Here is a 12,699-nt window from a genome sequence, read left to right as displayed (position 1 = left end):
TCATTTATTGTTTGATGTTCTGGCGATGGTCTCCTCTCAAACCGGGCTGTTAATGTTTAACATTCAACAGTCTTTAAATTGGCTAACGAGTATCTAAGACCACCGTCCTTGTTTCCGTAGAGCAACTCAAGACGGGTTCGTTCTATCTCCGTGAACCAACTCGAACAACGCCTCTTGCATTTGGGCGATCGTGGTCGTGGCGGTTCCGAACTGGCGCACGACCAAACTGGCGGCTAAATTGCCTAAAACGGCGGCTTCCCAGGGGGTCGCACCCACGGCCAATCCCAATGTGAGAACGGCGACCACCGTATCGCCAGCTCCGGTAACGTCGAAGACGTCGGTGCGATTGAAGGCGGGGATGTGAGCGACTGTTCCGGCGCGATCGAAGATGCTCATCCCTTGTTCGCCGCGCGTGATCAAAATATAGTCCGCTTGGGTCAAATCGAGTAAATCGCCTCCGGCGCGTTCGAGAGTGGCGAGGGTGTCAATCTTGTAACCGAGGGCTTGTTCGGCTTCGGGTAAGTTGGGGGTAAATAAACTGGCGCCTCGGTAGCGGTCGAGGTGCTTTTGAGTATCGACGACGGTTAACGGATGTTTGAGGGCCGCCTCTATCGTCCGGGAGGTGAGGACGCCATCGCCGTAGTCCGAACAGAGAATCGCATCGACGGCGGAATGCTGCTGGCGGATGTAGTCGGCGAGTCGCGCTTGCAAGTCGGGATGGGGGAGGGCGTCGGATTTGCGATCGATGCGCACGATTTGCTGGGTGACGGACTGGCGGGAATGCGCCGAAATGCGGGTTTTGGTGACCGTGGGGCGATCGCGATCGCGCAAAATCCCGCTCGTATCAATGCCTACTCCTTCAAAAATGCTCAATAACGCCCGACCCGGTTCGTCTTCACCGACCAACCCGGCTACTTTAACTTGAGCACCCAACTTCGCCAAATTGTAAACCGCATTGGCTCCTCCACCGGGGACTTGTCGGGTGCTTTCGTGACGGACGATGGGGACGGGGGCTTCGCGGGAGATGCGCTCGACTTGTCCGGTCAGAAACTCGTCGAGGGTCAAGTCGCCGACGACGAGGACGCGGACTCGGGAAAACTGCTGCAAGCGATCGCTCAACCGGGTTGCGGACCGATGCAGTTGGGCGACAAATAGAGAATCTAGAGTCATTGAGATCGAAAGGGGGCAGGAGCGATCGACATTTCGGGGCTTTCCCGTGAAATCCCTGTCAGCCGTTCGCCGCGATCGCTGGAAACCGAGCAACTATTTAAGCTTTTGCTTAATAAAGTTGAGAATTTGGGCGTTTTGCTTCTTCAGAGCGTCAATTTCGGCCTGCATCTTCGCCATTCTCTGTTCGATCGCCTTAATTTCCTCCGACCCGCCGACCGCCGACCCTGCGGGAGCTGCCTTCGGCGCCCCTTTTGGTGGCCACTTCTTGGCTTTCGCCATTGAAGTTTTAATCGCTTCGATCAGAGACTTTTTCTCGAAAGGTTTTTCGATAAATTCAAAAAACTCGAACGGTTCGGAAATTTTCTCGGTCACTTCCTCTTTTCGCCCCGACATTAACACGAGGGGGGTCATTTTTCCCTGAGTGTTCCACATTTTATGGAGCTGTTGGAACACTTCCCAACCGCTAACTTTTGGTAAGAGGAAGTCGAGCATGATCAGGTTGGGATTTTCAGAACGGATTAATTTCAGTCCCTGTTCCCCGTCTCTGGCTTCTAAGACTTCAAAATTGCCTGCGGGTAACATTTCTTTGACCATCCGTTGGATGACCTTACTGTCATCGATAACCAGGATTTTGTTTGCCACGAGTGACTCCTCTGCAGGTGAGTGAAAGCTTTTGCGATCGCGTTACCGCTTAGTCAGACCCCGATCGGTCTGCGTCTCATCCGAGAGGCGATTTGAGATAGCTCGCCTTAGCTTGGATGATAGATTTATAGATTAATCTATCTTGACCGCGCTTGTCCGTTTGCGCCGATCTGTATGTGTTGGGCGCACGGGGGCAGGGGGTGGGTCTGTGCCCTAGATTAATCTCCCTACACTAGAATAGCCCTCCGATACGGGCAAGCATAACCGATTGAAAGATCGGATCGAGCAAAATGCGCGATCGCCCCTGCCGCGCGACCGGGAACCGATAGGCGATCGCCGCTTAGGCTAAAATGTCCTGAGATTAGGCGGGTTGAACCGCGCCTAGCCGACTCATCCAGCCAGATTGTATGTCTCTCAACACCGATCGCACCGTCTCCAACGCCAATACGACCTCTAGCCTCAAAGCCGAAATTGCGGCGATGCCCCCGTGGTTGCGCCAAAAAGGCATCGGCAAAGCCAGCGAAATTTCTACGGTTCAAAAAATTATCAAACAGCGTCAAATTCACACGATTTGTGAAGAAGGGCGCTGTCCCAACCGAGGGGAATGTTACAGCCGCAAAACGGCGACTTTCCTGCTCATGGGGCCGATTTGCACCCGTTCGTGCGCCTTTTGTCAAGTCGATAAAGGTCACGCGCCGATGCCCTTGGATCCGGACGAACCGCAGAAGGTCGCCGAAGCCGTGGACTTACTCGATTTGCGCTACGTGGTTTTAACTTGCGTCGCCCGCGACGATCTCGCCGACGGGGGGGCGGGTCGGTTTGTAGCGACGATGGCAGCAATTCGCGATCGCCGTCCCCAAACCGAGATCGAAGTGCTGACCGCCGATTTTTGGGGCGGACAGGAGCCGGGGCGATCGCCGCTCGAGCGACAACGAGATCGGATCGCTGCCGTCGTCGCCGCTCGACCCGCGTGTTACAACCACAACATCGAAACCGTGCGGCGCCTGCAAGGCCCCGTGCGTCGGGGGGCGAAATACGATCGCTCCCTGGACGTCCTGGGCTACGTCAAAGACTGCGATCCGAGCCTGCCGACCAAATCCGGCTTGATGCTCGGTCACGGCGAAACCGAAGCGGAAATTATCGAAACCTTGCAAGATTTGCGCGCCGTGGGCTGCGATCGCCTGACCTTGGGGCAGTACATGCGTCCGTCTTTGGAACACTTGCCCGTGCGCCACTACTGGACCCCCGAACAGTTCGACCGCCTCGGGGCGATCGCCCGCGACATGGGCTTTTCCCACGTTCGCTCCGGACCGCTCGTTCGCAGTTCCTACCACGCAGGCGAAACCCCCTAACCGGAGTGGGGAACGAGGGGAAAGAGAAAAACCCTCTTTCCCACCCGACCGATTACTTAAACACTGGCATTTCGCCGCTCTTCAATCGGGCCATGTAATCGTTGAGATCGTCTAGCACCTTATTCGAGAGCAAGAAAGCGCCGAGGATGTTCGGAAAAGCCATCGAAAATAACATCATGTCGGCAAAATCGAGAACGGCACCCAAATTGACCACCGACCCGATAAACACGCAAACCACGAACATCAAACGGTAAACAATCATCGTTTGTTCGCCGAACAGATAAGTCCAGGCGCGTTCGCCGTAGTAACTCCAGGAAATCATCGTCGAGAACGCGAATAAGAACACCGCCAATCCCAACACCAAGGGGAACCACTGGATGACTGTACCGAACGCTGCCGCCGTCGTTTCCACTCCCGGCGCCGTGGACTTGTCTGCATATTCCCCGGTAATCACGACGACCAAGGCAGTTATGTTGCAGATCACTACCGTATCGATGAACGGTTCGAGTAAGGCGACAATCCCTTCGCGCACGGGTTCGTGAGTGCGTGCGGCAGCATGGGCGATCGCCGCCGAACCCAATCCCGCCTCGTTGGAGAACGCCGAACGGCGCAACCCCTGCACTAACACCCCGATAAAGCCGCCTTCAACCGCTTTCGGCAGAAATGCTTCCGAAATAATGCTGCCAACAGCACCGGGAACCGCAGGTAAGTTGACTAAAATAATCCAAAGAGAAGCCAGGATGTAGATCGCGCACATCGACGGCACCAAGGCGGCAGCGACCGCGCCAATTCGTCGAATTCCACCGATAATGACCAACGCCACGAGGATCGAGATGCCGACCCCGTAAATCCAACTCGGCAGGGTCGTATTTTCCCCGAATAATTGGCTGAAAGCTCCCGCGACGGCGACGTAAGATTGGTTGGCTTGGAACATATTCCCGCCTCCAAATGCCGCCCCAATGCAGCAAATTGCAAACAAAGCCGCTAGAAACTTACCTAGAGGACGCAGACCCAGTTCGCTCAACCCTTTGGATAAGTAGTACATCGGACCGCCTGCAACTTGTCCGTTACCCAGGTGGATCCGATATTTTTGTGCCAGGGTACATTCGACAAATTTACTGGTCATTCCGAATAACCCGGCTACTGTCATCCAGAACATCGCACCCGGTCCGCCGACGGAAACGGCGATCGCCACCCCGGCAATATTTCCCAATCCTACGGTGGCGGAAAGGGCGGCGGCGAGAGCTTGGAAATGGGTAACCTCGCCTTCTTCCGCCGGATCGTCGTAATGTCCTGCAATCACGAACCAAGCGTGTTTGAAGGCGCGCAAGTTGATAAATCCCATGCGGAAGGTAAAGAAGATCGCCCCCGCAACTAGCCAGAGAACGATGAGCGGAACGCTAAAAACATCGAATAAAAGAACCGATGCCATCGTGTTAACAATCGGGGTGAAAATGGCATCGATCTGATTGACGAGGGTTTGGGGCGCTTCCGGTTCGGCTTGCGCCAAAGCCACGGTGGGCGTCAAGGCAAAGAGTAAAATTAACAGCCAGCGTTGTTTCATAGTCCAGAGAGGTCGATACTAGGAAGGATCCTATCGGCTTAGTTGACAGTAAGTTGCTCTCGGAAACACTTCCCCAAGTTTGGGGTGATTTCGTCGGGAGCAATCCGCTCGTTGTTGACGCGGGAGCAAGGCGATCGCCCGCCGTCATCTCCGCCGCGATTGTGTCGCAATTGTACTGCGTTGCGTTCGATTGTCTAGGGTGCTTTTAGCCGAGCGATCGCGATCGCCTGTCCATGTCTCCACTGTTATCGGCGATCTTCCCTTGCGTATCCTTAAAAAATAACTGTCTGTTTCCCTGCTGCGATGACTGATTCTTCGATAACCATCTCGCTCAAATTATTTGCCGCTTACCAAGAAGCTTACAATTGCGAACAATTAACCTTACAGTTGCCCCCGAATACCCCCGTCGTCACCGTCCTCGATCGCCTCGTCGGCGAACATCCCGAATTGGAACGGTGGCGTCCGGTGACTCGTTTCGCCGTCAATTTGCAATTCGTCAGCGCCGATACCCCCCTCCAACACGGAGATGAAGTCGTCTTGATTCCTCCGGTCAGTGGCGGTTAGTCTCTTTACTGTTAATGCAAACCACTTTTTGACCGATCGGGCGATCGATCCCGACCCCATGCGGCGGGTAAGGTTGACGAGATTTTGCACCTGCAATTCGCGATCGACTTAAAAGTTCCGACCCTGTAGAAAAAACCTGCAAGTTTGGACAATATCAAACCTACAGGTCTTTTTTCTCAACGGTTTTATCTGAATGGGCGTTCGCTTGAACAACGTATTCAACCCGATCGATTTCGACCGATGGTATTGGTCAGGCGATCGCCCCAATCGTTAATGAAACGATGGATGATGACGGATCGAATCCATGAATTCTTGTCGGGTTCTCGCATCCTCCGCAAACACCCCTTGCATCGAACTGGTCACCGTCCACGAACCGGGCTTTTGCACCCCGCGCATCACCATACACATGTGGGTGGCTTCCACGACAACTGCAACCCCTTGAGGTTTGAGCCTGACTGCCTGACAGAAGTAGGTGAAAGCCAAGAAGCACGAGGACATGAGCGAAGAGGGTAGAGAATCATGAGAAGCTAGAGTTACCACACAACAGCCTAAACACATGAGAACCTCTACCCATTTGTATGGTCAACTATTCAATCAATTAAGTCAACATAGCCGCGTCTGCGATTGGCGCCACTTAAAAGCGCTGGCATGGATGGTGAGTGCCTTGCTCTATAGCGGAGAATTGAATCTGGCTGCATGGGAGCCATATGTGTTGAGTCGAGCGAAGAAAGCGCAAAGTACGGAGCGGCGCTGGCAACGATTTATGGACAATAACCGCATTCGCGTGATGGCGATTTACTTACCGTTGGTGCTAGCGGCTCTGAGTGGATGGAAGCAACAGCGATTGTATTTAGCCTTGGATACGACGGTTTTGTGGGAGCGCTTTTGCATGATTCACCTGTCGGTAGTGTGCTGTGGACGGGCGGTTCCCTTGTTGTGGCGAGTCCTAGAACATGGCAGTGCCACTGTTGCCTTTGAGGAGTACCAACCGGTTTTGCGCCGTGCTCGATGGCTGTTGCGGCATCATCAGGATGTGATGCTCTTAGCCGACCGAGGCTTTGCCAATCATGAATTAATGAAATGGTTACGGCACAGCCACTGGCATTACTGTCTGCGATTACCCTGTGATGTCTTGATCCACACCACAAGACGTTATCCTTTGAAGGTTGGGACGCTTTATCCTCCCCTCGGCGAAGCCAGACTTTATCAAAATGTGGGCTTGTGGCTTGACGGCGAGCATCGCTGTAACTTAGTCATTGCAACGGTACAGGGAGCTAAAGAATCTTGGGCAGTGGTCACTGATGAACCTCCGAGCTTGCAGACACTCTGGCAGTATGCCAAAAGGTTTCAGGTAGAGGAATTATTTTTGGATAGCAAGTCGGGTGCTTTTGAGTTAGAAGACTCACGCTTGCGCTCTGCTGCCGCCCTTGAACGCCTTTATCTGGTCGCTGCTATTGCCTTGCTGTTTGCTACCTCCCAAGGCATGGCGGTGCAGATCGCTGGCTTCAGGCAACAGGTAGATCCGCATTGGCGACGTGGTATAAGCTATCTCAAAATTGGACTCCGCTGGCTGCGAGGGGTAATTCATAAAGGACGGACTTTGCTGCCTTGCGTTGCGTTGTTACCCAATGACCCTCAACCTTGTTTCGCCTCCCTCAAAGCCAAGCATCACTATTATGACCACATCTGGTTTGATCGAGTTCGCTCCATTGTTTGTAAACCTGGTCATACTGTCAATTAGAAAAGATGTGTCAGGCAGTCAGGGTTTGAGCAATCCTTGCAACGCATCTGCTATTTGCTGTGTCAGTCGCTCCTGAACTTGAAGGCGACGGCCATACATTTCACAAATACGGGCAATTTTAGACAAACCAATGACTTTGCCATTGGGAATATACGCCACGTGGGCTCGCCCGAGAATGGGTAAAATATGGTGCTCGCAGGAGCTAAACAGATCGATGTCGCGTACCAACACCATTTCATTCGTATTTTCCTCAAAAATAGCACCGTTGAGCAGTTCGTCTAAAGATTGCTGGTAACCCGAAGTTAAGAAGCGCAGCGCTTTAACCATTCGTTTTGGCGTATCTCGCAAGCCTTCGCGATCGGGATCTTCTCCCATCCCCAGTAAAAGGGTTCGCACAGCTTGTTGCATCTGCGCTTCGGAGACCGGAGACGGCGGTCGGTTTGGCGTCGGTTTGGCGTCAATCCCGTCCGGTGAAATAGAGAAATTCATAAGCGATCGGTGAGTGAGGGGATGAAACAATCGTTATTGAGCAATGGTTCTCAAGCAATGGTTGCTGAAAGTCAGTGACCCTTACTGTAAACTGGGCGTTCGGGTCAGGCAGTCCGTTAACTGTTGTCGGATTTGCTCTCTATTGAGATCGCGACCGATAAATACGAGTTGGTTTTTGGGTGACGTTTTCCATTGCTCGGTTTGCAAGTCGAAGCGCGGACCGCTCAGTTGAAAGATATTGGCTAACTCGCTTTCTTGGAACCAAATAATCCCTTTTGCTCGAAACACATTTTGTGGCAATCTTTCTTGTAAGAAGGTTTCAAATTTTTTGACCTCGAAGGGGCGATCGCTCTCAAATGAAATCGAGACAAAGCCATCATTATCTAAATGGGAAGAATGACGGTGGTCATGGTGGTCATGGTGGTCATGGTGGTGATGGTGATGGCGATCTTTAGGATCTTGGCGATCGTTATCCGAGTGCGTCGGGCGATCGCCTTCTCCCAGTAACTCGTCATAAGTTTCTTGCTGGTTGTGACCCACATCTAAAATTAAGGGAAGCGGTACATTTCCATGTTGACTGTGAAGAATTCTCGCCCCTTCTTTAATCGTGCGAATATAAGCTTCCAAACTCTCTACTTTCTCCGGTGTTGCCAAATCAGTTTTATTCAAAATGGTGATATCTGCATAAGCAATTTGTTTTAAAGCTGCTTCGCTGTCAAAGCAATCTGGTGTGAAGCTTTCCGCATCGACCATCGTCACGATCGCATCGAGTCGGGTAAAGTCTCTCAGTTCGGTTCCAAGAAAGGTCAGAATAATTGGCAGGGGATCGGCAACTCCGGTAGTTTCAATTACCATATAGTCGATGCGATCGCTCCGTTCTAAAATACGATAGACGGCATCGACTAAACCATCATTAATCGTACAGCAAATACAGCCATTGCTCAGTTCTAACATATTCTCATCTATAGAAACCAGCAATTGACTGTCAATATTGATGTCGCCAAATTCATTAACCAGAACGGCGATTTTCAGGTTTTTATTGTTACTCAAAATATGATTGAGCAAGGTGGTTTTCCCACTCCCCAAAAATCCGGTAATTATCGTAATGGGCATCCCTCGTTTGGGAACCCATAAAACTTTCTTGTTTGGATCGTCCATCGTCTGCTTTTCCTCAACGTAGTGATGCAATTTTGACAGAAATTCAAAGGATCGATAGAGCAGCTTCATTAACTAAAAAAAGTTGCAAACCCTTCACCGATCGGACTCAGATCGCAGGTGCAATAACCGCACTCCATTCGCCATGGAGCGATCGTGGAAATATCCCGATTGACAACGGATTTACCCGGCTAATAAAGCCGCAACCTCTTTAGCAAAATAGGTGAGAATTAAATCGGCTCCCGCTCGTTTTATACAGGTCAAGGTTTCGAGCATCACTTTTTTTTCATCAATCCAACCGCATTGGGCTGCTGCTTTTACCATCGCGTATTCGCCACTAACGTTGTAAGCTGCAACAGGTAAGTGGGTATGCTCTTTGATGCGATAAATAACGTCTAAATATGCCAGGGCTGGTTTGACCATGACGATGTCAGCCCCCTCTTCAATATCGAGATCGACCTCTTTAAGGGCTTCTCGACCATTGCCCGGATCCATTTGGTAGGTCTTTTTATCCCCAAACTGGGGAGCCGAATCGAGGGCATCTCGAAACGGTCCGTAGTAAGCAGAGGCATATTTGGCGGTATAAGCGAGAATACCGACATCTGCCCGACCTGCGGCATCGAGGGCTTGGCGGATCGCTCCTACCCGACCGTCCATCATGTCGGAGGGGGCAACAAAATCAGCTCCAGCTTCTGCTTGTGTTAATGCTTGCTTGACGAGGACGGCTACAGTTTGGTCATTGAGGATTTTGCCGTTTTCAACAATACCGTCATGTCCTTGGCTATTGTAGGGATCGAGGGCAACGTCGGAGATCGCCATCATTTGGGGAAATTCTTGTTTAATGGCGCGAAGAGTTCGGGGAATTAACCCGTTGGGATTGTAGCTTTCGCTTCCACGACGGTCTTTGTATTCGTTGGGGATGACGGGAAACAGGGCGATCGCCCCAATCCCCAATTCCCATGCTTGTTCGATTTCTTTAAGTAACCGATCGAGGGGGTAGCGAAAACATCCGGGCATCGAGGGGATTGCTTCCGGTTGTCCTTCTCCTTCCTTAACAAATAAGGGATAAACCAAATTATCCACGCTCAAGCTGGTTTCGCACACCATGCGTCGCAACCCTTCGCTACGACGCAGGCGACGAGGACGCTGTCTCTGGAAAAGGGTTAGGCTCGCATCAATTTCCGTAAGGGTTTCTGACTGGGAGGAGGTTGGGACTCTCAATTGAGACACGTCGGGACTCCTTTTTTAGAATGATTATCATTTTTTATTCTAGCCGCGTTTGCGTGTCTCAACCAAAAAAAGGGGACGAAAAAGGGAGCCAAAATTGGCTCCCGATCGAAATGCAAGCGGATTGTAGGGAGAGGAAAGAGGCTCAATGGAGCGTTCGACGGGTTTAAATCGTACTGGCGGAACTGAGTAAAGAGACGATTTCTTCTTTCGCTTTAAATTTGGAGAGGCGATCGCCGGGATCGTCTTTGCCTTTGACGGGGATCGATCGCACCGGAACGGACAAGAGGCGATCGCTATCGGTCAACACGATCAAATCGCTGTCCGGCGGCGGGGAAAAAATGCCCGCCAAGGCGTCTTCTCTCGATCTAAATGGCATCGATTGCATTCCCAAATCCCCGGGTTTGGCGAGTCGAATTAAATTGAGGGGCAGTTGTTTGGCGTAACCTTGGCGGGAAACGAGGATCAGATGGTCGCGATCGCGCAGGGCCACGCAGCCGACGAGGTGTTCTCCCTTACCCAAGCGCAAGGCAGATTGGGGTTGGGAGGTGCGCGTTGAAATCGGTAAATGCTCGTCGTCGATCGCCAAGCGCAGCAACCGACCGCCGGAGGTCGCGATCGCCAGTTGCTGGTGACGACGGGCGAGAACGACCCGTTCCAGAGCATCTCCATTTTTGAGTTTGCACGCCGTCAGCCCGCGCGCGCTGAGGTTCTCGAACTCCGATAGCGGCAGGCGTTTGATCCGACCGCGCTGGGTTAAGAGGATCAAATTGGTGCTTGTCGGTTCGTCCGAGCGAATCAAGTGGGCGGCGATCGCGTCGGGATCCCCTTGCGCCGACGGGGGCAACAACGTAATCAACGGCGTTCCTTTCGCATTGCGTCCCGTGGTCGGTGGAATGTCGCCGACTTTCACCGAATAGGCTTTCCCGGTCGTTAAAAAGACCAAAATCTCGCGATCGGTCTTCGTTAACTCGCTGTGGGTATAAAAATCTTCATTGGCGGCGAGTTCTTCCACCGTTGCCGTTTTGCGGCGGTGGTTTTCCTTCGGTTCGATCGCTCCGGGGGACAATCGCCGGACGTAGCCGCGTTGGGTAAACCCGACGATCGCCTCTTCTGGAGGCAGTTCTAATTCTGCCGTTGCGGGAGTCGCACGGGAACGAGACGATTTACGGGTTTTGCCCGCATCCGCTTTTCCTTTTCCGCCGGAAGTTTCGCGGGTTTTACCCGATTGGCGCGGTTTGGCCTTCGCCGTAGCTGCCGCCGCTTCTCGTTCCGAAATAATTCGCGTCCGTCGTGGGTCGGCATACTTGCGTTTGAGAGAACGCAAGTGTTTTTTAAGTTCTTTGAGCAGTTCGTGGCGATCGCCGAGCAAACGCTTCAATTCTTTGCGTTTGGCTTCGAGTTGGGCTTGTTCTTCCTCAATTTTCTGCCGTTCTAAGGCGGTAATCCGGCGCAGTGGCATCGCCAGGATCGCATCCGCTTGCGCCGCACTCAAGTTGAGTTGCTCTTGAAAGGTAATTTTCGCCGTGCTGCCATCGGGACTGTTGCGTAAGATCGCGATCGCTTCGTCGAGGTGGTTTAACGCCGCGAGCAAGCCTTCGAGCAAGTGCAGGCGATTTTCCGTTTCTTCGAGTTCGTGGGTGTAGCGGCGGGTGAGGGTTTGTTCTCGAAAATTGAGAAATTCCTGTAAAACCTCCCGTAGGGGCAGTTGTTTGGGCTGACCGTCTACGAGGGCGAGGAGAATCACCCCGAAGTTATTTTGTAAGGGGGTTTGGTGGTAGAGGTGATAGAGTACGGTGTCGGGATCGGCTTCTCGTTTCAGTTCGATCACGACGCGAATGCCTTCGCGATCGCTCTCGTCGCGGATGTCGGAGATCCCGTCGAGTTTACCTTGGTTGACTAAATCGGCGACCTTTTCAATCCAGCCCGCTTTGTTCACTTGAAAGGGTAACTCGGTCACGACGATCGCCGTGCGGCGGTGGCGCCCTCGTCCCCCCTGGATTTCCTCAATTTGGGTAACGCCGCGCACGGGGATGATGCCGCGTCCGGTGGTGTAGGCGCTGCGAATGCCGTCGGTTTCGACGATTTCGCCTCCCGTGGGAAAGTCCGGGCCGGGGATCAACTCGAAGAGTTTGTCGTCGGAAAGGGTCGGGCGATCGATCAAGGAGATCGCCCCATCGACAATTTCGCCCAAATTGTGCGGCGGAATGTTCGTCGCCATGCCCACGGCAATCCCCGAACAGCCATTGAGCAGTAAAATAGGCAATTGGGCTGGTAAAACGGTCGGTTCTTGTTGGGAGTTGTCGAAGTTCCCGATAAACTCGACCGTAGACTCTCCAATCTCGTCGAGTAAAGCTTCATTGCCGATTTCGGCGAGACGGGTTTCGGTGTAGCGCATGGCCGCAGGTGGGTCGTTATCCACCGAGCCGAAATTTCCGTGACCCGCCAAAAGCGGATAGCGGCTGGAAAAGTCTTGAATCAAGCGCACCATCGCGTCGTAAACGGCTTGATCGCCGTGGGGGTGGTATTTACCGAGCACGTCGCCGACGACGCGGGCACATTTGCGATAGGGGCGATCGGGGGTCAAACCCAATTCGTGCATCGCGTACAAGATGCGGCGGTGAACGGGTTTTAAGCCATCGCGGACGTCAGGCAAGGCTCTCCCAACAATCACACTCATGGCATATTCGAGGTAAGACTGTTGCATTTCCGCGTGCAAGGCAGTCGGGATGACCTGTCCGGAGGACAGTAGGTTTAACTGTTTCGCCATGAGTTTCCGTTCCTGAACAAACCAA

The 12,699-nt window shown here is 52.7% G+C and carries 9 protein-coding genes and 2 pseudogenes; 3 read left to right on the top strand and 8 right to left on the bottom strand.

Features of this window, described 5'->3' with window-relative positions:
* Positions 1-126 precede the first annotated feature (126 nt).
* Together JJD41_RS10885 and JJD41_RS10880 are read right to left on the bottom strand one after the other, a co-directional pair.
* Complete coding sequence (locus JJD41_RS10885; protein ID WP_200665935.1) at positions 127-1,170, bottom strand: bifunctional heptose 7-phosphate kinase/heptose 1-phosphate adenyltransferase; 1,044 nt, start codon at positions 1,168-1,170, stop codon at positions 127-129.
* Positions 1,171-1,263: 93 nt separating this feature from the next.
* Positions 1,264-1,812, bottom strand: a complete 549-nt coding sequence (locus JJD41_RS10880) for a response regulator transcription factor (protein ID WP_370583785.1) — start codon at positions 1,810-1,812, stop codon at positions 1,264-1,266.
* A gap of 407 nt (positions 1,813-2,219) precedes the next feature.
* On the opposite strand from JJD41_RS10880, the gene lipA reads away from it, so the two are divergent.
* Complete coding sequence (gene lipA, locus JJD41_RS10875; protein WP_200665934.1) at positions 2,220-3,164, top strand: lipoyl synthase; 945 nt, start codon at positions 2,220-2,222, stop codon at positions 3,162-3,164.
* Positions 3,165-3,216: 52 nt separating this feature from the next.
* Here the strand turns inward: lipA and JJD41_RS10870 are convergent, their stop codons facing one another.
* On the bottom strand, positions 3,217-4,728 hold the full coding sequence (locus JJD41_RS10870; RefSeq protein ID WP_200665933.1) for an alanine/glycine:cation symporter family protein: 1,512 nt from the start codon (positions 4,726-4,728) through the stop codon (positions 3,217-3,219).
* 303 nt (positions 4,729-5,031) lie between these two features.
* Here JJD41_RS10870 and JJD41_RS10865 point away from each other — a divergent pair, with 303 nt between their 5' ends.
* A complete protein-coding gene (locus JJD41_RS10865; RefSeq protein ID WP_200665932.1) occupies positions 5,032-5,292 on the top strand; it encodes a MoaD/ThiS family protein in 261 nt (86 codons plus the stop codon).
* A gap of 270 nt (positions 5,293-5,562) precedes the next feature.
* Here the strand turns inward: JJD41_RS10865 and JJD41_RS10860 are convergent.
* Positions 5,563-5,742 (bottom strand): annotated as a pseudogene (locus JJD41_RS10860) (GTP cyclohydrolase I); the annotation flags it as partial.
* A gap of 106 nt (positions 5,743-5,848) precedes the next feature.
* On the opposite strand from JJD41_RS10860, the gene JJD41_RS24755 reads away from it, so the two are divergent.
* On the top strand, positions 5,849-7,033 hold the full coding sequence (locus tag JJD41_RS24755) for a transposase (protein WP_234488498.1): 1,185 nt from the start codon (positions 5,849-5,851) through the stop codon (positions 7,031-7,033).
* Positions 7,034-7,054: 21 nt separating this feature from the next.
* Here JJD41_RS24755 and folE read toward each other — a convergent pair.
* The 4 genes and pseudogenes from folE to JJD41_RS10835 form a co-directional block, all read right to left on the bottom strand.
* Positions 7,055-7,522, bottom strand: a pseudogene (folE, locus tag JJD41_RS10850) (GTP cyclohydrolase I); the annotation flags it as partial.
* An 81-nt stretch (positions 7,523-7,603) separates the two neighbouring features.
* Positions 7,604-8,680, bottom strand: a complete 1,077-nt coding sequence (locus JJD41_RS10845; RefSeq protein ID WP_200665930.1) for a CobW family GTP-binding protein — start codon at positions 8,678-8,680, stop codon at positions 7,604-7,606.
* A gap of 180 nt (positions 8,681-8,860) precedes the next feature.
* Positions 8,861-9,856, bottom strand: coding sequence for a porphobilinogen synthase (gene hemB, locus JJD41_RS10840; RefSeq protein ID WP_200667229.1), 996 nt, complete (start codon positions 9,854-9,856; stop codon positions 8,861-8,863).
* A gap of 214 nt (positions 9,857-10,070) precedes the next feature.
* On the bottom strand, positions 10,071-12,674 hold the full coding sequence (locus JJD41_RS10835) for a DNA gyrase/topoisomerase IV subunit A (protein ID WP_200665929.1): 2,604 nt from the start codon (positions 12,672-12,674) through the stop codon (positions 10,071-10,073).
* Positions 12,675-12,699 lie beyond the last annotated feature (25 nt).

It is taken from the genome of Oxynema mangrovii CENA135 (genome assembly GCF_016632315.1).
GTDB classification, from domain to species: Bacteria; Cyanobacteriota; Cyanobacteriia; order Cyanobacteriales; family Laspinemataceae; genus Oxynema; species Oxynema aestuarii.
This window is presented reverse-complemented; position numbering and strand designations above follow the sequence as displayed.